The organism is Bdellovibrio sp. HCB-162, from assembly GCF_047344985.1.
GTDB lineage: Bacteria > Bdellovibrionota > Bdellovibrionia > Bdellovibrionales > Bdellovibrionaceae > Bdellovibrio.
Window position 1 is genome coordinate 1,417,137 of the sequence record NZ_CP178861.1, and the last position, 20,075, is coordinate 1,437,211.

The 20,075-nt window shown below is 45.8% G+C and carries 19 protein-coding genes; 10 read left to right on the top strand and 9 right to left on the bottom strand.

The features are described 5' to 3' along the window. The first annotated feature begins 48 nt into the window (after nt 1–48). Nucleotides 49–813, top strand: a complete 765-nt coding sequence (locus ACLSSO_RS06930) for a phosphatase domain-containing protein (protein ID WP_413944472.1) — start codon at nt 49–51, stop codon at nt 811–813. Nucleotides 814–1,012: 199 nt separating this feature from the next. Here ACLSSO_RS06930 and ACLSSO_RS06935 read toward each other — a convergent pair whose 3' ends face one another. From ACLSSO_RS06935 to ACLSSO_RS06945, 3 genes are read right to left on the bottom strand one after another with little or no spacing between them, the layout of a single operon-like run. Then, entirely contained in the window at nt 1,013–3,070 is a 2,058-nt protein-coding gene (locus tag ACLSSO_RS06935; RefSeq protein ID WP_413944473.1) for a M1 family metallopeptidase, read from the bottom strand. 49 nt (nt 3,071–3,119) lie between these two features. Beyond that, the gene (locus tag ACLSSO_RS06940) at nt 3,120–3,842 is read right to left on the bottom strand and encodes a pseudouridine synthase (protein ID WP_413944474.1); all 723 of its coding nucleotides are present in this window, start codon (nt 3,840–3,842) and stop codon (nt 3,120–3,122) included. A 13-nt stretch (nt 3,843–3,855) separates the two neighbouring features. Next, nucleotides 3,856–4,476 carry a murein L,D-transpeptidase catalytic domain family protein gene (locus tag ACLSSO_RS06945; RefSeq protein WP_295900898.1) on the bottom strand — a complete coding sequence of 207 codons (621 nt, stop codon included), beginning with the start codon at nt 4,474–4,476 and terminating at the stop codon, nt 3,856–3,858. A gap of 105 nt (nt 4,477–4,581) precedes the next feature. Here ACLSSO_RS06945 and ACLSSO_RS06950 point away from each other — a divergent pair, with 105 nt between their 5' ends. The 3 genes from ACLSSO_RS06950 (at nt 4,582) to ACLSSO_RS06960 (ending at nt 6,924) form a co-directional block, all read left to right on the top strand. Next, nucleotides 4,582–5,148, top strand: a complete 567-nt coding sequence (locus tag ACLSSO_RS06950; protein ID WP_295900901.1) for a DsbA family protein — start codon at nt 4,582–4,584, stop codon at nt 5,146–5,148. A gap of 91 nt (nt 5,149–5,239) precedes the next feature. Then, a complete protein-coding gene (locus ACLSSO_RS06955; RefSeq protein WP_295900904.1) occupies nt 5,240–5,974 on the top strand; it encodes a type 1 glutamine amidotransferase domain-containing protein in 735 nt (244 codons plus the stop codon). Beyond that, entirely contained in the window at nt 5,971–6,924 is a 954-nt protein-coding gene (locus tag ACLSSO_RS06960; protein WP_413944475.1) for a sigma-54 interaction domain-containing protein, read from the top strand. Before ACLSSO_RS06955 ends, ACLSSO_RS06960 begins: the two co-directional genes overlap by 4 nt. Here ACLSSO_RS06960 and ACLSSO_RS06965 read toward each other — a convergent pair. Both ACLSSO_RS06965 and ACLSSO_RS06970 read right to left on the bottom strand, forming a co-directional pair. Beyond that, nucleotides 6,918–7,466 (bottom strand): hypothetical protein, encoded by a 549-nt coding sequence (locus tag ACLSSO_RS06965; RefSeq protein WP_413944477.1) that lies wholly within the window; start codon nt 7,464–7,466, stop codon nt 6,918–6,920. The two genes, ACLSSO_RS06960 and ACLSSO_RS06965, sit on opposite strands and share 7 nt — an antisense overlap. A gap of 55 nt (nt 7,467–7,521) precedes the next feature. Further along, nucleotides 7,522–7,764 (bottom strand): glycine zipper domain-containing protein, encoded by a 243-nt coding sequence (locus ACLSSO_RS06970; protein ID WP_340591063.1) that lies wholly within the window; start codon nt 7,762–7,764, stop codon nt 7,522–7,524. A gap of 172 nt (nt 7,765–7,936) precedes the next feature. Here ACLSSO_RS06970 and ACLSSO_RS06975 point away from each other — a divergent pair, with 172 nt between their 5' ends. The 3 genes from ACLSSO_RS06975 to ACLSSO_RS06985 are packed head-to-tail and all read left to right on the top strand — an operon-like array spanning nt 7,937 to nt 11,282. Next, nucleotides 7,937–8,461: an NAD(P)H-dependent oxidoreductase gene (locus ACLSSO_RS06975; RefSeq protein WP_295900914.1), complete on the top strand. Its 525-nt coding sequence runs from the start codon at nt 7,937–7,939 to the stop codon at nt 8,459–8,461. Further along, nucleotides 8,461–10,278 carry a glutathione-regulated potassium-efflux system protein KefC gene (gene kefC / locus ACLSSO_RS06980; RefSeq protein ID WP_295900916.1) on the top strand — a complete coding sequence of 606 codons (1,818 nt, stop codon included), beginning with the start codon at nt 8,461–8,463 and terminating at the stop codon, nt 10,276–10,278. The genes ACLSSO_RS06975 and kefC overlap by 1 nt, the downstream gene beginning before the upstream one ends. Then, nucleotides 10,278–11,282, top strand: a complete 1,005-nt coding sequence (locus ACLSSO_RS06985) for a Ppx/GppA phosphatase family protein (protein WP_413944479.1) — start codon at nt 10,278–10,280, stop codon at nt 11,280–11,282. The genes kefC and ACLSSO_RS06985 overlap by 1 nt, the downstream gene beginning before the upstream one ends. 1 nt (nt 11,283) lies before the next feature. Here ACLSSO_RS06985 and ACLSSO_RS06990 read toward each other — a convergent pair whose 3' ends face one another. Then, entirely contained in the window at nt 11,284–12,414 is a 1,131-nt protein-coding gene (locus ACLSSO_RS06990) for a hypothetical protein (RefSeq protein WP_413944480.1), read from the bottom strand. A gap of 145 nt (nt 12,415–12,559) precedes the next feature. On the opposite strand from ACLSSO_RS06990, the gene ACLSSO_RS06995 reads away from it, so the two are divergent. From ACLSSO_RS06995 to ACLSSO_RS07005, 3 genes are all read left to right on the top strand, one after another. Then, nucleotides 12,560–13,012 (top strand): host attachment protein, encoded by a 453-nt coding sequence (locus tag ACLSSO_RS06995; RefSeq protein WP_295900923.1) that lies wholly within the window; start codon nt 12,560–12,562, stop codon nt 13,010–13,012. An 89-nt stretch (nt 13,013–13,101) separates the two neighbouring features. Then, nucleotides 13,102–14,379, top strand: coding sequence for a TolC family protein (locus tag ACLSSO_RS07000; protein WP_413944482.1), 1,278 nt, complete (start codon nt 13,102–13,104; stop codon nt 14,377–14,379). A 4-nt stretch (nt 14,380–14,383) separates the two neighbouring features. Next, nucleotides 14,384–17,503 carry an efflux RND transporter permease subunit gene (locus tag ACLSSO_RS07005; RefSeq protein WP_413944483.1) on the top strand — a complete coding sequence of 1,040 codons (3,120 nt, stop codon included), beginning with the start codon at nt 14,384–14,386 and terminating at the stop codon, nt 17,501–17,503. Nucleotides 17,504–17,531: 28 nt separating this feature from the next. Here ACLSSO_RS07005 and ACLSSO_RS07010 read toward each other — a convergent pair whose 3' ends face one another. From ACLSSO_RS07010 to ACLSSO_RS07020, 3 genes are all read right to left on the bottom strand, one after another. Further along, a complete protein-coding gene (locus ACLSSO_RS07010) occupies nt 17,532–18,317 on the bottom strand; it encodes a methyltransferase domain-containing protein (RefSeq protein WP_413944484.1) in 786 nt (261 codons plus the stop codon). An 81-nt stretch (nt 18,318–18,398) separates the two neighbouring features. Beyond that, the gene (locus ACLSSO_RS07015; RefSeq protein WP_413944486.1) at nt 18,399–19,094 is read right to left on the bottom strand and encodes a CHAD domain-containing protein; all 696 of its coding nucleotides are present in this window, start codon (nt 19,092–19,094) and stop codon (nt 18,399–18,401) included. Between the two features lie 89 nt (nt 19,095–19,183). Next, nucleotides 19,184–20,038, bottom strand: coding sequence for a LysR family transcriptional regulator (locus ACLSSO_RS07020; RefSeq protein ID WP_413944487.1), 855 nt, complete (start codon nt 20,036–20,038; stop codon nt 19,184–19,186). Nucleotides 20,039–20,075: the final 37 nt, after the last annotated feature.

Consider the following 20,075-nt stretch of genomic DNA (forward strand, 5'->3'; position numbering starts at 1 on the left):
ATAAATATATATGAGGTAAAATAAGGCACGCAAGCCATGGAGCTCCGAATGTGGTTGATCTCTAAAATCCTTTTAATCATTTTGATATGGCCTTCAATGCTTTACGCAAACGAAAAGGCTATTATCATCAGCGGTTTTGATGATGTTTTACGTCAGGCTGAAAATACGGGATTAGTTAAATCCGCTGTTAAAATTTTAGAGAAAGACAAAACTTTTGCAGGCATGCCGGAGCTATATTCGGTGATTTCAAAAGAAGAATCTGCGCCCCATTTTTATCTGGTCAGCGCGATCTCTTCTTGGTTTGAAAAACGTATTTCGGGTTTTTTGAAAGTTTCCGGTTATCCTGAAAGTCACCGTTATTTGAGAAACTGGCTCACAGAGTGGTCGATTGAAGATTTTAAAATCTCGCGCATTCAAAAAATCATAGAAGAACATCCGCAACGGAAATTTATCGTGATCTTTGATAACTCGGATCCAAGTATCCAGATGGCAACAATCCTTCATGAAAAATTTGGTGATAAAATCCAGGCCGTTTATTTGCGCGAAGTGGTGAAAAAAGAAATTCCATCCGTGGCAATTCCCTTCTTTACGGCTTTTGACATTGCAATGAATGAATTCACTTTCGGCCGTATGACAGCTGAAGAGGTGCAGCAGGTAGGACAAGCGATAGTCAAAGAAACCCACGCAGAGCAAATAATTCCTTCTTATGCTCTTTGTCCCTCAGAAATAAGATGTAATGGCAGCAGCACCGAAATTGTGTCCGTATGCCAGGACGTGCAAAAACATTTGCAGTTCGTATGCGCCCAGCGCTAAGTGCATCCGCGGATAAGATAAAGAATCAGTAAAATAGGAATCGGAACTCCTATCAACCATAATAAAATCCAACCGATTTTGCCGGATTGATTATTGTTCGCCATAAGTCCCTCCTTGGCCTTACGAAAACTTCAAATCTTTCTTCATTTTATAATAAGTCGAAAAAAGAAGAAGCCATCTAGATGATGGCTTCCAACACTTACAAGGACTTTTGCAGAGGCGATTGCAGCACAGGCCATGTGCTTTTTAGAACAGCGGGGCGACCTTGGAAAACCAGGATACCAAAGGTTCCATAGTGCGTAAGGCGACCGGCCCACTCGGCAGGGTTGTTGTCTTTGCTCCAGCGAACCCACACGATGGGTTGGGCAGGATTGCTCTTTAGTCTTGTGACTAAAACCGTGCTTGTGTTTTCAAGCAAGAACTCTTGACCGTCAATCGTCATCTTCTTGTCAGTCAGAGTAAATTTTTGATCCAGAAGTTGAGCCTTCATAAAATTAGCAAAGATTTCTTTGTCTCCGACAAAAACTAACGCTCCTTCCGAAGCGATCTGCAAAGAGTCTGTCACTGCTGTGAACGTGCTTTTGCCTTCGGCGGATTGAGCCCAAGATTGTGCAAACTTTTCGGCATCAGGATTTTCTTTATCAAAATAAAAATTCACTGAAGCGCTGCCAAGAACGGAGGATAAGGTGGCAGGACGTTCTTCTAAATAAAGATCGCGGAAGATATGAAAATCGGGATCGACAGAAATATGCACGGGCTTGGAACGGCTGACCAATGAGAAGACACCAGACTTATCGGTGAGCCGAGCAAGCTGACGAATTTCCTCTCCAGATTCTAACTTCCAAACTACAGGAATAGACAAGTCGTACATTTCAGCCTGTTTTTGAGAAAGCAGATAAGTGGTGCTGTAAGAGCCGTCCAACCATCTCATGACTTTCACGTCTGTCAGTTCAACTTTGGGAGCACCGGTGCGATCAAGCCATTGCGCGAAGAAGCCCTGCAGATCTTGGCTCGTGATCTTTTCAAAGCTTTTTTGAACTTCATTAAAAGAAACGCGTTGAAACAGATTCTCAGTATAAAAATCTTGAAGCGCTTTCTTAAAAAGATCTTTGCCGAATTTAAACTCTAACATGTGAAAGATCATCATGGACTTGCTATAGCCCACAGCTTGAGAGCTGGAATTATGGCGGCCTTTAAACTGGCGCACGGGAAAATCTTTTCCGGCATTTGCAGAAACAAAATCACCGTAATTGATCAAAGCATTCATACGATAGCCGCGGTCGTTGCCGACTTTTTCTTGTTGCCAGTAATCCGCCATGTAAGTCGTGAGGCCTTCACTCCAGTTGCCTTTTTCATAATCAACGTAAACGCTATTACCCCACCAGTTGTGCAAAACCTCGTGTGGCAAAGAAGAATTTAAAATAAACGGCAAGCGGATCACCGTAGGTCCTAGCAAAGTAAAGCTAGGCATTCCGTAACCTGTTTCCCAGAAGTTTTCTACAACGGTGAAGCTGGAGTACGGATAAGGGGAGATGGTGTTGCTATAGTGCTCAAGATATTCAGGAACCAGAGATAGAAAAGTTTGTGCTAAAGAGGGATCGGCTTTACGTAAAAGAACTTGGATTTTTTTTCCTGCAACATCGGTTTCATAACTTTGAAAAGGACCCGCCACCAAATAGATCTCTTCTTGCGGATAAATTTCAACAAAGCGAGATGTGCGAATGGCATTAGCAACTTGAGTGCTGGCAATTTGGCCTTGCACTAAAGAACGCCATTCCGCCGGAGTTTGCACAGTCACATCAAAACTTTTTTGCGTGTCTAAGAAAAACGGATACCAGTAAGTGCTACCAAAGAGAGTTGCTCCTTCAGGGGCAATCAAACCATTGCTGCTGTCGTTCACAACAGCATCGTAAATCACACCATAGTAGCTCACCGAAACTTTGTTGTCCTGAGTTCCCAATTGCAAACCGTATTCAGAGTACGGTTCGTTCGCAGTTCCAGCATGAAGAAGTGTCAAAGAGTCATCAGCACTTGTGACCGTAATGCGCAAATCTTTGTGCAGCAAAAAGCTTAATTTGCGAGGAGAATCTTTCGGAAAAGTGAGCGTGTCCTCCGCCTTCAGCATCTTCAATCCTGGATAAATCTCCACCTGCATTTTGTGATGCAAAGGAGCGGAATGAGACTGCATGGAGACAAGCAAAATAAAAAGAAGGCCGATCACAATCATTAGCTTGTGAAGAGCTTGCGCTTTGGTCATGAATTACCTCTAAAACGGGGACCATATCTACGCCCGCTCTAGAGGGAGGTCAAAGGGAATTCAGGGGGTTTTGTGGCGCATCCGTGTGATTAAACAAAAGTTGAATTTTCTTCCACTTTTCGCAAGGGGGAGCCTCGATCGAAACCGCTTCGCCACTCCACGGGTGAGTGAACTCCAGGCGCAAAGCTTTAAGGCATAACCCCTCAATTCCTATATGGTTTCTAAAGAATCGATTGTGGTGAGAATCGCCATGAACGGCGTCACCTAAAAGAGGGTGAGAAATGCGATTGAAGTGACGGCGGATCTGATGATAGCGACCCGTGTGAGGAGTGACCTCCACCCAAGAGTAGCGAGCCGTGGGAAATTTTTTCCCGACGGCCACGGGAAACTCCACGGTCCCTAAGCGCTTAAAGCTGGTCCGTGCTTCGACAAGATCCCCAGTGGAATCCAGTTCCAGAGGAATTTCGATGTCTCCCGCTTCCTTTACATAACCGCGCACAACGGCTTGATACGTTTTCAAAGTGGCGCGTTCGGTAAAGAGCTTACAAAGTTTTCCTGCGGATTCTGAAGAAAGAGCGAAAAGTAACACGCCACTTGTGCCTGCGTCTAAGCGATGCACAGGATACACATGTTGCTTCATCATACGACGAGCGTGATAAAGACAGATTTTATCTCGAGAAACGCGGTGCTGAACGTTTTCGTGGGGATGAACATGAAAGCCGGAAGGTTTATTCACAGCGATAAAATGTTCATCCTTATACAAAAGCTCCACGAAAAATTCCTAACTAGTTTTGTCCCGCCCATATGTAGTAAACGCTGCCGCCTTTAAGCTGCGTCACAAGAGTATTGATATACTTCTCTTCCACAGCGGGGCAGCCCTGACTGCGACCCAAGGGCTTGTATTGTGGGTCCACGTACCACGCGCCGTGCACGACGATCGCACGATCCATGGCTTGGTCGTTGGTTTTTTCCAATCCCACTAAACGCATCGAGCGACCATGCTTACCACTGTATTCACCGCCGGTCACGTACATACCGATTGAAGACATATTGGAACCTTCGACATTGGAAAATTTCTTCGCCATTCCGGTGTGGCTGGGGTCGGAACCCTTTCCGTGGGCCACCAGATAACGAGTCACAGCGCCGGATTTCATATCGACCACGTACATGCGTTTGTTGTTGGAGGCCTGAGTGAAATCGATCACTGTCAGATAGTTTTTATTGGAAATTTTATTGTAGTAAACATCGTAGTACGTCAGAGCCTTTTCCAAAGCCTTTGTGGGAATTTCTCTTTTTGGGTCGACGTAATCGTATTTAGAAAGATCGGCAAGGGGAGGTGCATTTTGAGCGAATGCGGGAGTGATCAAGAATAAGCTCGCTATAAAAGACATGAGTTGAATTGTCATAGTCGTGACTCCAAGAAATGATTTTGACTGTTGCAAATCAGATCGGAGTCCCCGACGAGGACTTGACGTCCTTCAGAGTTAAACTAGACTTAAGAGGGAGGCGAAATGCGTTACCGAGCGAACCTGTATAGCGATCTGAATTGCCCGTTTTGCTACGCTTTGGAAGAGCGTTTGGTGGCTTTGCATCTCAATTCTCTGGTCGAATGGAGAGGTGTTCAGCATTCCCAAGGTCTCTCGGTGCCTATGGAGATCGCGAATTATTCTTTAAGTCGTGCCTTAGAGCGCGAAGTTTTGCAGGTCCGAGAGGTTGCTCCTGAGATTGAAATTTCGTTCCCACTTGGAAAGCCGAACACACTTCGTGCGATTCAATACGTGATAGCGGCTCAGAAAAAAGACGCGATGTTGGCTCTTGTTTATCGTCACACTCTTGGACGTGAGTTTTGGGTGAACGGGGAAGACATTTCGAATGAAAAGTTATTGATTGATTTAGCACGCGATCTTGGCATGCCGGATTTGCGCGTGGATACGGCGAGTGAGAGTCTTGCTGATGTTTGGCAAAGGGAGTGGGAGCTCTTAGGCACGGGCTCGGTTCCTACTTTGCAAAGAGAAGACGGCGAAGTCGCCGTGGGTCTTATGTCTATTGAAGACCTTAAAAAGTTCTTCGACATTTAATTGTTGATTCGCAAGTCCCCTCGGAAAATTTGAGTTCCTCCTCTGGGTGCGAGATGCTGGTGGTAGTTTGTTTTTGCAAGGAGGACTTTTTATGCGTCATAAGAAGATACTTTTTGTCTTAACGAGTGCGAGCCAGCTCGGAAACACCGGCCACAAAACGGGAGCCTATCTTTCGGAAATCACTCATGCCTATGATGAATTCGCACGATGGAATTACGATATTGATGTGATCAGTCCCTTGGGCGGCGAGGTTCCCTTAGATGGCGTGAAGATGGACGATCCCATTAATGCCACGTGGATGAACGACGAAGAGTTTCTTAGTAAAATCGAAAACACCATGAAGCCTTGGCAGGTGAGTGGCAAAGATTATGGCGTGATCTATTTTGCAGGCGGGCATGGCGCGATGTTTGATTTTCCAGAAAATCTGCAATTGCAAAAACTGACGGCGGAAATTTTTGAAAACAACGGTGTCGTCAGCTCCGTCTGTCATGGCGCCGCAGGTTTGGTGAACGTGCGCCTGTCATCGGGAGCGTATCTTGTGAAAGGTCACGAAGTCGCAAGCTTCACGAATGAGGAAGAAGAAACTGTGGGTATGGAAAAAGCCGTGCCGTTCTTATTGCAAAGCAAATTGGAAGAGCGAGGTGCACATCACACGTCGTCACCGCGGTTTTCTCCTCACGTTGTTAAAAGCGGTCGTTTGGTGACCGGTCAAAATCCCGCATCGACCACGAATCTCGCAAGGGCCGTCATGGAGGTTTTGGATTTTATCGACGAAGGCCGAAGTGTGCCTGAGCAAAACTGGTGTGAATGGAGGGCTCCACTGTGACGGAGAATCCGCAAATCATTGCGCAGAGTCCGCGCTTCCAAGAGGTGTTGAGTGTGGCTCGTCGAGTCGCCGCAAGCTCTGCCAATGTGCTTATCACAGGAGAAAGTGGAACAGGCAAGGAAGTCGTCGCGCGCATGATTCACGATTTGAGCGCGCGAAACCGCGAGACGTTTGTGCCCATCAACTGCTCCGCGATTCCCGATCAGCTTTTGGAGTCGGAACTTTTTGGATATGCCAAAGGAGCATTCACGGGAGCGACGCTGGCAAAGCCCGGTCTTTTTGAAGAAGCCAACGGCGGTACTTTGTTTTTAGATGAAGTCGGAGATTTGGATTTGCATTTGCAAGCCAAGCTTTTACGTGTGCTTCAAGAAAAGAAAGTTAAAAGAGTCGGAGAAAATCACTATCGTTCCTTGAATATTCGCATTCTGGCAGCAACTCATAATGATCTTAGCGAAGACGTGCAACATAAAAAGTTTCGCGAAGATCTTTATTTTCGTCTGAATGTAATTCCCATAGAAATTCCGCCCTTGCGGGATCGAGCGGAAGATATTTTGCCTTTGGCCAAATATTTTCTAAAAAAATATTCTCTGAAGCATCATTCGGCGGAAAAATGGTTTACCGCAGATGTCAGTTCTTACCTCTTGTCTCATTCCTGGTGGGGAAACGTGCGGGAGCTTGAAAACACCATAGAGCGTGCGGTGGTTTTAAGTTCGCATTCTGAAATTTCTGTCAAAGATTTGGAAAGTGGACAGCGGCGCAATCCTTCTTTTGAAAATGCCTTTGATCGACTTTGTCAAAAAGAAGGCCGGTTGGTGACTCTTGAGGAGCTGAGCCGTCAATATATTGAATATGCTCTTCAATTCAATAAAGGCGCACGCGAAAAGACGGCCCGTGATTTAGGAATAGATCGAAAAACTTTATATCGCAAAACGCATCACCGTCTTCAGTGAAGCGGTGACGAACCTGTTGTGGGGGATTCTTGTTCAGCAGTTTTGGTATGGCGCCAGGCTTTTTCTGCGCGTTCAGCTCTGCGGGTTTCACGGCGCGAGCGGCGGAGTTCTCTTTCGCGCACAAAATCCATGACAAGAGCGGACATCGCCGTTTCTAAGGAAGAGGGCGGTATTGCTTCATGGCGACGATGATGAGGTGCTGTGTGATTATGATGGGGATGACGAGCGCCGGGCCACGCGCGTAAGAAGACAATTGCAAATGTAATAACTGCAATGGCGATAAGGCCAATACCTGCGCTGAGGGTGGCGGTCCAAGTGACGGCGCCGGTGCGATCGTATTGAGTTGTTCCATTAAGCAGAGCAATAAAAAATCCACCGCAGAAAAGAATCACCGCGCAAAGTCCTGCCAAAGTCAGCGAGACCACTTTGCGACTTTTGCGGCTGACTTCATCAAAAACTTCTTCGGCGGTTTCACGCAGGCTACGAGCTTTGGCATTCAGACGACCGACAACAAACGAGACAATCATGGCTATCCATTGCATAGAAAAACTCCTAAGCTGAAGGGGAGGGCTTTGCAGCACCTCCCGGTTTTTGTTTTTATTGGTTGCGACGGATTAACATGCCAGCAACAAAGCCGACAGTGGCCGCTCCAAGAATTGTGTAATAAGGATGAGCTTTTACAAAATCTTCGGATACATCCATAGCTTCACGCGCTTTGTCCTGAACAGCATGGTAGCGATCTTCCCAACCGCTGCTTTGAAGTTCCTGCTTCACGCCTTTTTTGACGTTCTCTTTGATATTGCCAATGCTGTTTTTGAAATCGTTGGGTGTCGTTTCCATGTTCACTCCTTTTTGTGGTTGTTGGTAAGCACTGAATAGAAGAGAGCAGGAAAGATGCCAGGCCTTTCGCGATCACAGCGGCAGCGGACGAAGTCCAGAGGGAAATCTGCCCTTTTCGCTCTGGGACACTTGCCCCATTTGACCACGACTTGGTGCTGGGCTAGGATGAGCCATGAAAAAAGCTTTGGTACTTTTTGCGCATCCGTTTTCAAAAAAATCCCGAGTCAATCGCACGATCATGGATTCTCTGCGGGGTCTTGATAACGTGCATGTGCATGATCTCTACGAAGAGTATCCGTACTTTCATATCAAAGTCGACCGTGAACAAGAACTGCTCATGGAACATGATCTTGTGGTGTGGCAGCATCCGTTTTATTGGTTCAGTATGCCGCCGTTACTTAAACTGTGGTGCGACGAAGTTTTGCGCCGGGATTTCGCTTATGGTCCGGATGGTTCTCGTTTGCAGGGGAAAGATTTTCTTTTGTCTTTGACGACCGGAGGCTTGGCTGATCCGGGCAATTCACAATTAAACATTGAACCCTTTCTTGCGCCTTATCAGCAAACCGTCAAAGTGTGCGGCATGAATTGGCAAACGCCTCTGGTAATGCATTCGACGGGGAAAGCGACTCACGAAGAAGTTCTTATGCATGCCGAAAAAGTTCGACAAACCTTATTGATGTACTGTGGGTGTCCTTAATGGAAGCAAGCGGGCTTTATTATATTCTGATTTTTCTTGTGGCCGCTTTGATTTGCGTGCCGATCTGCAAGCGTCTGGGTTTTGGTTCTGTTCTGGGATATCTCTTGGCCGGACTTATCATCGGTCCTTTTGGCTTGGGACTCATCAAGCGAGTCGAAGACATCATGCACCTTTCCGAATTTGGTGTCGTGCTTTTGATGTTCATTATCGGTCTGGAATTGGAACCTAAAAAACTTTGGGAGATGCGCATTTCAATTTTTGGACTGGGCGGATTGCAGGTTTTAGTAGGCAGTGTGGTGATTGCTTTTGGAGCTTACCTTCTTTTTCCACTTTCCGCTTCGGCATCAGCTTTGATTGGAATGGCCTTCGCACTTTCGTCAACGGCCATTGGCTTGCAGCTTTTAGGCGAGCGCCGTTTGATGGCGACAACGTCCGGAAGATCTGCTTTTTCTATTTTGCTTTTCCAAGACATCGCGGTCATCCCGATGATCGCGATCCTGCCTTTGATGGTGACGACAGCGAAAATTACCGAAACTCAAGAGGGCAGTCCGCTGTTGGGAGTTTTGCGTGTCATCGGTGTTTTGCTTTTAATGGTTATCGGAGGCCGACTTTTATTGCGCCCTCTTTTGCGCTGGATTGCGGCTCAACACCTGCGTGAAATTTTCACGGCCTTTGCATTATTCTTGGTTGTCGGCATGTCGTTCGTGATGCAGCAACTGGGAGTTTCCATGGCCTTAGGAGCCTTTATGGCAGGTGTCCTCTTAGCTGACAGTGAATATCGCCACGCTCTAGAGACAGACATCGAACCTTTTAAAGGTCTGCTGATGGGATTGTTTTTTATCTCCGTCGGTATGTCCGTGAATCTTTATAAAGTTTTGCAAAGCCCGGGAATTTTCATCGGTTTGGTACTTTTGGTGTTTGTTGTAAAAACAATCATTCATGCCCTCCTCGGAATGGCTTTTAAAATCCCATCGAAACAGCTTCCTTTTTTTGCACTTCTTCTTTCACAAGTCGGGGAGTTTGCCTTCGTCTTATTGGGAGCTGCGCAAGGATTTAAAATCCTGGATGTGGATTTGGTGGGAACTTTGGTGGCTATCGTCGCTTTGTCCATGTTGATGACACCTTTAGTGGTGCTTTTCTATGATAAAATTTTGCTGCAGTTTCTTGAAAGAAAAGAAGACATGGAAGACGACAAGATTGAAAACGAAAACAATCCCGTGATCATCGCGGGCTTCGGTCGTTTTGGTCAGATCATCGGTCGCCTGCTTTATGCCAATCGTATTAAAGCCACAGTTCTTGACCATGAACCCAGTCAAATTGAAATGCTTCGCCGCTTTGGTTTTAAAGTTTATTATGGTGATGCGACGAGAATGGACTTGTTAGAGTCTGCGGGCGCTCATCAAGCGCAAATTTTAATTGTCGCCATTGATAATGTGGAGGACAGCCTCAAGCTCGTGGATCTGGCTAAAGAAACATTTCCGCATCTAAAAATTTATGCCCGCGCCCGCAACGTCAATCATATGTATTTGTTGATGGATCGGAAGGTCGAGGTGATCGAGCGTGAAACATTTGAGTCTTCCTTGCGTATGGGTTCTTCCGTCTTGCGTGCTCTCGGGTGGCCTGCCTACCAAAGCGTTGTGGCTGCGAATATCTTTCGCGATCACAACCTGGAAATGATTAAGGACCTGCACCAAAGAAGAGACAATCCGGACGAAATGATCGCCAAAACAAAACAGGCCCGCGATGATCTTGAAAAAATGTTCCAAAAAGAAAATCATTATCTAGAACTTGCAGATCAAACTTGGGGCGGCGATTGATGATGAGATATGTTTTAATACTGAGCGCATTTGTTTTTTTTGGAGACATCAGCTTTGCCGGTAACTGCCAGGAAAAACAAGGTGCTTTGGATTTTGGATCCGGAACAACGAAAGCTTTTGCGGCTCTTGTCGATGTCTGTAAAAAACAAATTATTGAAGTGATCTACGAAGAGCGTCTTCCTATTGCTCTGAATGAGGCTTTAGAAAAATCTCCGAACAACGAAATTCCAGTGCCTGTTATTAGTGAAGCTCTGCCTCGTTATCGGGGCCTCGTCAAAAAAATGAAAGAATTGGAAGTAGGGAAGATCTATGCGGTGGCAACCTCTGTCTTTAGAGTGGCTAAAAACGGCAAAGACATCGCCCAAAAAATTTCTAGGGAGCTTAAGATTCCCGTGAATATTATTTCCCAAGAGAGGGAAGCCGAGTTGGGTTTTTGGTCGGCTCTGGCACAAAAGAAAGTTTCTGCGGATGACTCCATTGTGGTTTGGGATATTGGCGGAGGCTCCATGCAGATGTATTCCCGAGAGCATGGAAAAGTGCATATTTATCAGGGAAATCTTGCTTCGGTGACTTTCAAAAATAAAATTCTTGAGGTTCTGCAGTTTAAAAACCCCAAAGAGGTCTCTTCGCCCAATCCTATCGGTCGGCAGCGAGAAGCCGCTTTGCAGTTGGCTAAAAATCATGCGTATTTAAATGTTCCTGCGTTCTTTAAAGAAAAAGCACCTCATGCACGCTGGATTGGTGTGGGAGGCGTTCTTTCGATGTCTGTGCAAAAGCAAACGAAGAAAAATGCTTCGGAATTTGCGCAAGGTGAGCTTGATGAAGCTTTGAAGCAACGGGTTTTTTTGCAAGATTCGCAAATTGAAAGTGATTACCGAGTTTCTGATATTTCAAATCTCGCCTTGGTTTTGGGATATATGCAGGCGCTAAAAATCCCCAAAGTTGAAACAGCCCAAGCTTCACTCGGACAAGGGCTGATTTACTCGGCTCTTCACGCCAAATAATTTAAGCGTTTAAAATCGCCGCCGCAGGGGACTGTGTCGGCATGTCTTTATCGGTCAATACGATGACCTCGCCACCGTGACGGATCACCTCACACGCGATATCGTCTAAAATATCATCGTCTTTAGAGTCTATCTGTTTTTCGTGAAAAGTAATCTGACTGCTCCGGCGATGCAAGTGCCCCCAGATCTCGCTGTTGTTGCGAAGGAATAATGTTTTTACTTTGCCGTTCAGGGCCGCCCGTGAAATTTTGATCAGATCATCGATGACTTTTTTCTGACGGGCCAATTCTTCCATCTCCATGGTCGAAAGATTTTTATGCTTAGTCATATTGTTTTGGATGTGCAAATTCGCCTGATGAATCAAGGCCTCCATGCGAGGCATGCCTTTGCTTGGATCGATTTTACAAAGAACCGGAGCCGGGTGTGTGCTTACTTCTTTGTAGGCGGTAAAAAACGTTTCATTGGTAAAAACAAAAAGAGGCAGTGTTTTATACCCCTGTTCTTTGCTGATCTTGGCTTCAATCCAGCGCAAAAAAAGTTTCGCACCGGATTTTTTCTTAAACTGCGTATCTTGGGAGCCACGTCCGCGCAGATGGGATTTTAAGTGGGGAATTTGCGCGGTCTCGGACTCATCGTGGTGTTTCCAGTGAATGCTATTGCTGTGCTGTCCCTGGTGAAACAAGAAAGTGTGCACTTCCGTACCCGTTCCGCCATCGCAGTTTAAAAGCAAAGCTTCTTCTGCAGAGAGAACAAGCGCATGATAGGTGTGATCTCCCTGCAAATCTTCAAGCAGAGGTTTGAGATGAAAAGTTTCCGCCACCACGACTTTGGAAGGCATTTCATGATTCGCAATGAAATAGCCGTTCCAATGTTTGTTAACAAAGATCGCAAGACCTTGCTCCCGGGACGACAGCGGTTCTGCAGGATTAAATTTATAAAGCGTTTGCAAAAGATTTTCACGCAGCTCTTCGCGGGGATCGAAAGAGAGAAGGTAAGTCGCTCTGCGCACGAGGGCTTCGTATTCAAGTTGAAGAGTTTTTTCTGGCATGCCGGGAATGTATATCGAAATGCACGGCCCATCCTGGACAGAGGTGAGACGTAAGAGATCATCATGAGTCAGCTTTTCAATCATAGTTTCCTCCGTACACTCAGCTCAGTTTTTTCATGATCTCGCGAAGAACGTTGAAACTCAAAACGTCATTTAACAGTCCAGTGTGAGGGGTCATCTTGAGAGAATTGGCAGAGCTTCGTATCATAGAAGAAAAGCGAGGATGAACATGAAAACCTGGATAGTTGTAGCATGCAGAACCGAGGCAAAAGTGTTTGAATACGCAAATAAACAGAGCAGTGATGTGGAATTCGTCACTAAACTGGAAAACCCACGAGGTCGTTTGAAGGCTCAGGAAATCAATGCAGATAAGCCCGGAGTTTTTTCAAGCGTTATGTCCCATGGAACTCGCCTTGTGGGACCTCAATCACCGACGGAACGAGTGGCGCAGGAGTTCGCCAAAAAGATATCGGACTTTTTGGAGATTTCTCGACAGCAGGGCGCTTTTGATGACTTGGTCCTTTTTGCCGACCCCCATTTTTTAGGTCGGTTGAGAAGTGCATTTACTAAAAAACTCCGCCAATGCGTGTCTAAAGAGATCACCAAAGACCTTGGAGCCGTGACAACGGAAGAGATTAGAATCCGATTATGGCCGGAACCATCGGCTTCAGCTCCTCTGTAGGATTGAAGTGCGCATGACGCAAGCATACTTTTTAGTATGTTAAAAATCTTTGTTTTGAAAATTCAAAGACCTTGGTAAGAATGTTGATCATGTGTACTAATTTAAAATTGTTTCTATTTGTCTTTTCTATCTTATCTGTAAAAACCGCACCTGCTGCCACTCTACAAGAAGCCTTTCAGTCCGCTTTGCAAAAAAACGAGACGGTGGGGCTCAGTAAAGAACGCCTGGTTCAGTCTCAAGAAAGAGTGTCCCAGGTTCGTGGCGGACTCTATCCTCAGGTGGCGCTTAATGCGACTCACATGATTCAACCGCGGCCTTCTGATCCGGTGGCGCGGGAATTTTTTCCTGAGAAGCAGACGACGATCAATCTCTCGGCGAACCAGGTTTTGTTTCGGGGGCTTCGAGAGTTTGCAGGTCTCCGCCAACAAAAAGATTTGGTGGCTTCTCAAGAAGAACTTCGCAACCTAACTATGGTGCAGCTCTATCAAGATGTCGCAACGGCGTACTTAAGTGTTTTGACTTTAGAGAGAGATCTTAAAAATCTCGATGTCCAAGTGAAACTTTATGAAGACCGTGTCTCTGAATTGCAAACCCGTGCTCGTCGTGGAGAATCGAACTCCAATGAAGTTTTAACGGCGCAATCCACAGAGGCAGCGTTGAAGGCCGAAGCTCAGCTCAATCGCGGTCAACTCCGCATGGCCCGAGAAAATTTCGCTTTCGTGACGGGATTGTCTTCAGAAGAAGTTTTAAATGACCCGAATTTGGCGGGGGGGAAAAAACTCGCCCCTTTGGCTGATTATTTAAAACGCGTGGAAGAACGTTACGATGTTAAAGCGGCTCGCGAACAATTCAGTGCCATGGAAGAAGAAGTTTCCATTGCTAAGGGAGCGCATTGGCCTTCTTTGGATTTGACGGGCAATTATTATTTTAAACGTCCCGAAGGTTTCACCGAAGATTTGAATTGGGATTTGCAGTTCCGTTTCACTTTGCCGATTTTTGAAGGCGGCTCCACGCAAAGTAAAGTGCGTGAGGCGGCTTCAAAAAGAATGGAAGCGGATTTAAACTTAAGCCGCATCCGTCGCCAGGCCGCTCAGGAAATTTCTTCTTATTATGAAACTTTCCAAACAAGACAAAAACAAGTGGAAGCTTTGGAAAAATCCGCAAGCCTTGCGGAAAAGAACTATCAAGTGATGCAAAGAGATTACCGTCGCGGTCTTTCACGCAATATTGACGTGCAACAGGCTTTGACTGATTTCCGTACGGCCGCCCGCAGTTTGGACCAGGCCCGTTTCGCCGTTCAACTTGATTTGATTCGTTTGCAAATTGCTTCAGCAGAAATCACAGCGCCGGCTGTGAAGGAAGATTAGAAAAATGACTTTATCCGATTTATCCATCCGTAGACCCGTCTTTGCGTGGATGCTCATGTTTGGTTTGATCGTCTTTGGTGCGATCAGCTTTATGCGTATGGGGGTGAGTGAACTTCCCGACGTGGATTTCCCTGTAATTGCGTTGTCCGTTCGTTACGAAGGTGCCGCTCCTGAGGTGATGGAAGCCGATGTGATCGATCCGATTGAGGATGCTCTCATCAGTATTCAAGGCGTTAAAAATATCACATCCATTGCGCGTAACAGTTCGGCTGACGTGACGATTGAGTTTGATTTGGAACGCAATATCGATGTGGCCTTCCAAGACGTTCAAGCCAAGATGTCGCAAATTCAAGCGGCCCTGCCTCGTAATATGGATCCTCCGACCGTGATGAAAATCAACCCGGAAGATTTCCCAATCATGTGGTTGTCTCTTTCCAGTTCCACAATGCCGATGGAAGAGATGATGATCTTCGTGAAAGATCATATCCGTGACCGTCTTACGACAGTGCCTGGTGTTGGTAACTTATGGATGCCAGGTTACTTAGAGCCTAACTTGCGCGTGTGGGTTCGTAATAAAGACTTAAATAAGTATGCGTTGTCTGTGACGGACGTGATCAATACTTTACGTTCTGAACATGCGGAACCTCCTGCGGGTCGTTCGGAATACAATAAGACAGAATACTCTCTGCGCACCTTGGGTGAAGCAAAGAAGCTTGAGCAGTTTGATAATATTCTTGTGAACACTCGCGGTGGGGGACCGAACTACAATCCCATTTCTTTGGGGAAAGTGGCTGATTTTAAGGAGGGCATGGTCGACGTCGTGCAATTTGCCCGTGCTAACGGAAAATCAGCGGTCGGTCTGGGCGTTGTTAAACAGCGTGGTTCCAATGCGGTTTCCGTTGCGCATGCTGTGAAGGAGCGTATTGCGGAGATTCAAAAGACGTTGCCTGAAGGCACACAGATTGTTGTGAACTATGACGGTACGAAGTTCGTGGAAGAATCCGTTCACGAACTTGTTTTGACATTGGTGTTGGCCGCTCTTTTGACTTCTTTGGTGTGCTGGTTGTTCTTGGGATCTTGGTCATCGACGTTCAACGTTTTGCTTGCGATCCCGACTTCGGTTTTAGGAAGTTTCATCATTCTTTATTTTGCCGGCTTTACCCTGAATATCTTTACATTGATGGGACTGAGTCTCGCCATCGGTATTGTCGTCGACGATGCCATCATGGTTTTAGAGAATATCATCCGTCACTTGGAGATGGGGAAAAAGCGTCGGGAAGCGGCCTTAGTCGGAGCCCGCGAGATCACATTTGCCGCCATGGCAGCTTCGGTTTCACTGGTTGCGATCTTCTTGCCGATTGCTTTCATGGAAGGTTTGATTGGTCGCTTCTTGTTCCAGTTTGGTGTGACCATGAGTGCGGCGGTGATGATCTCATTGCTGGAAGCTTTGACGTTAACACCGATGCGTGCATCGCAATTCGTCGAATCGGGCCATCGTAAGACTCGTTTGGGCCGAGGATTCGAAGCGGGCTTTGATAAGTTGCGTGACGTGTACACAAAATCTTTGGATGTCGCTTTAAGAAATCGCTGGAAGGTCATTATTGCTTCCTTAGTGTTCTTTATCTTGAGCTTCTCGTCGGTCGCTTTCCTTAAAGGGGAGTTCCAACCGGCACAAGATCAGAGCTCACTAATGATTCAAATCAGCAATCCTCCGAAGTCGGCCATTTCTTTTACGGATGAAAAAGTAAAAATTATCGAAGACTTCTTGCATAAGCGCTCCGAAGTGAATGCTTCATTCGTTGCGGCTGGCGGTTTCACAGGTGGTGAAGCGAATAATGCGATTATCTTTGTCGACTTAAAACCAAAAGGAAAGCGCGGTAAAGATGCCGTGAAAAAGAAGGAATTAAGTCAGCAGGAATTTATCGAAGTCGTTCGCGAGTATTTAAATAAGACAATTCCTGATTCCAAACCTCAAGTGCAAGATCCGTCCACGCAAGGTTTTGGCGGCGGCGGCGGTAAAGGCTTCCCGGTGGAGTTCAGTATTCAGGGTCCGAATTGGAACGAGCTGGGAAAATATTCTGAACAGATCGTCGAAGAAGTCAAAAAACAAAACATCATGACGGATGTGAACTCGGACTATCAAGGCGGAGCACCGGAAGTGCAAATCGTTCCGAACCGTCAAAAAGCTTCTGACCGCGGCGTGAGTGTTATTGCCGTCGGTGAGGTTGTGAATGCCATGATGGGAAGCGTGGTCGTTGGCAGCTATGAAAAGGGCGGACACCGTTACGACATTCGTGTGAAGATGCAGGAAAACGGAAAATCTCCGCAAGATCGCATTAAAGAACTAAAAGTTCGTAACAACCGTGGCGAACTTGTTCCGATTGCTGATGTTGTTGACATCAAAGAATCTGCGGTGGCGTCGAGTATTTCTCGTAAGAACCGTCAGCGTAATATCGTGATTTTCGGAAATATCGGAAAAGGTCTAAGCCAACAGCAAGCCGTTGATAAAGCCCAAGAAGTGGCAAAAAAGATTTTGCCACAAGGTTATCAAGTTCAGTTAAGTGGATCGGCGGAAGAATTCCAAAAGAGTTTCATAAGCTTGATCTTTGCGCTGGTGTTGGGATTTGTCGTCGCGTACATGGTCTTGGCGTCGCAGTTTAATAGCTTTATTGATCCGATCACAGTCTTTATGGCGCTGCCGTTTAGTTTCTCGGGAGCATTCTTGGCTCTCTTGATTGGTGGGCAATCGTTAAATATCTTCAGTATGATCGGTTTGATTTTGCTGATGGGTATCGTGAAAAAGAACTCGATCTTGCTGGTGGATTTCACAAACCAAAGACGCGATCAAGAGCATGTTCATGTGAACAAGGCGTTGATTGAAGCTTGTCCGACACGTTTAAGACCGATCTTGATGACGTCTTTTGCGACGATCGCAGGCGCCGTACCTGCGGCAATGAGTTTCGGTCCTGGAGCCGAAGCTCGTCAGCCCATGGCCATTGCCGTGATCGGTGGGGTGTTGGTATCGACATTCCTTACATTGTACGTCGTGCCTTGCGTATACAGTCTTTTTGCTTTCTTCGATCGCAGAGAAAGAAAGTTTGAAGAAGCCGCTGTTGAGCAATAAAAAAAAGGCGCTGGTTTCAGCGCCTTTTTTATTTATCGAGTCGTCCCCAAATAAATATTCTTTTAAAGGGATAAAAGAACGGTCGCTCGTCAGGAAGAATTTTAAAAAGCCGTTCGCGGAATTCATTTAAGAATTTATCATAGTCCTGTTCGGAAAGTCGGCTTTGAAAATGAGTGAGCATAGAGCCTTTCACCCATTCCACGACTTGTTCGCGCGATTCAAGCGTGTGTCCGTACACTTTCACAAAAACATTCTGTTCTTTAAATCCAAGTTTAAAGAGCAGGCGCGCATAGTCTTCCGGTGCGAGCATGACGTCAAACTTGTTATAAGTTTGTCCTTTTAGAAGATGAGACCATTCAGGTTCTTCGCTCAGGCTCTTGGCTAAAACGTGAGTGGGGTAGTCGTGGTTCATCGGCATTTGTACGGCGATCTGGCCACCGGTCTTTAGCGCACTTTTTATTTTACCAAAAATCTCAACGTGATCGCTGCACCATTGAATGGCGGCATTAGAGATCACGAGATCATAAGTGTTGTTAGGTTTCCAGTTTTCAATATTTCCCTGTACGAAAGAAAGGCCGGGTCTAGAAAACCTTTTTGCTTTTTCTAACATCGCATCAGACAACTCAAAGCCCACCGTCGCACGCGGCTTAAAGGTGTCATGCATAAGGCTGGTGAGTTCACCGGTTCCGGAGCCGAGATCAATCACATTCCCCTCAGAAAAAGGCTGTACTAAATCAAGAAGATCTAAGAAGGGTTGGGATCTTTCATTTTTGAATTTTTCGTATTGAGAGGGATTCCAACTGTCTTTTTTCATAGAAGCCTCCTACGTTCACAGTAGGCCTGCGGAGAACGCTTGTACAGTTAGATTCCGCTTTAACGCAGATGTTGTCGGATTTTAACTTGCGATAATTCTTTTATAGGAGGGCTCGGCCTTCTTGCGGAGCGCCTTTAAGTCCCTGTCCAGTTTTTTATGAGAGCCTACACTTTTTTTAAGGCTTTCAAGATCATGAGTGCGCCCCAAACTTTTTTGCAGGGCCTTGAGTGTGGGCGCTTGAATACCAAGAAATTCCAATCGATAAATCATCTTTTTTGTTTCAATGCGGATCTCATGCAAATCCTTTTTTCCCTCAGGCATTTGCTGGGGCCATTTTCTTATTCCTTTTTTTATTTGTACAACCAGATCTTTTTTGGGAAGAGAAATTCCGTGAATTTTTGCAAGAAAGCCTTCCAGATTTTTTTGAAGTTTGCCGTAAAAGGACTTGTCTAAAAATTTTTGCAGGTCTTGCAGTTCTTTTTTTAAAGATTTTTCTGAGTTCTTGTCCTTCAAATTATAAGTTTTGGTGTCTTTGAGTAAAACATCCAACTCTCGACAAGTGCCCAGTTTTTTTCCTAAAATGCGCAACTCTTTTTTAAGACCTTTAGGAATGGCGTTTTTTGAAACTCGTTCCACAATCCAAAGAGCAGCGCGGAACTTTCGGGAAAGAATTCGCAATTCATGAATGTCTTTGGACTTAGGATCTTTGGCCACTTTTTTGACTAAAACAGAAAACTCTTGAATATTCGCTCTGAGCTGACGTTCGGATTCAGTCATGGCCATCCCTGGTGATTTCTATAAATTTAAAAAATCCCAGAACCCTCGTCTAGATATGCTGCGAATTACACAGAGCTGCTAGTTAGCATTTATTCAAGATAGCGGGGTGCTTGATCGTGGAGTTCGGCAAGAACCTTTGTCATAAGACGGGAATAGTAAGGTTGCTCAAAATAATGGAGTGTCATCGGACGCTTGTACTTGTTGTAGCCCGAAAGAATGCGTATGTGTTTGTTATCACCAATAAGGTGACGGCTCATCACGGCCCGGCCCAGTCCTAATTGGACTCCATCAATAATTCCATAAACGTCGCCCATAAAAGATCTGCGAATATTTTTCGGTGCCCGAGGTTGTTGCCTAAAGAACTCTTCAGTGGCGTTGTCCAGAGGCCCATGATCTAAATACAGGTCATGAGGTGTTTCATGCTTGGCGCTTTCGATAACGACAAACTCTTCAAAGCCAAGACGGGCTTCCGCAACACCTTTTTTATTCCATTGATAGTCCATGATAATCAAATCCGCGCGAGCAGTATTAAGAATCTCTGGAAGTTGAAACATTTCGTAAGATTGAAAATCAATGTGCACTTTGGGATTCTTTCTTAAAAAACCAGCAAGCGCGGGAATAATCACGGATCGCAAAACGGAAGAATATCCGGCAAGACGAAAGCTTCCCGCCAGCTCTTCTTTGCTTCCTTTAAACTCTGTGAGAAGCTCTTCTTCCATCTTTTGATTGAGACTTGCAAAGCGCAACAGGCGTTCTCCAGCTTCCGTCAGTTTAAGACCTCGGGGTTCCCGAATAAAAAGCGTGACCTCGAGTTCACTTTCCAAAAGAGCAATTCTTTGCGATAACGCCGACTGAGTGAGCCCCAACTCTTTGGCGGCCTGGGTGATGTTCAGATTTGACGCTGTTTGGGTAAAGGCTTGAAGTCCTAAATTTGATATTTTCATGAGTAATTAAATATTCTAATGGATACATAAAAACAAT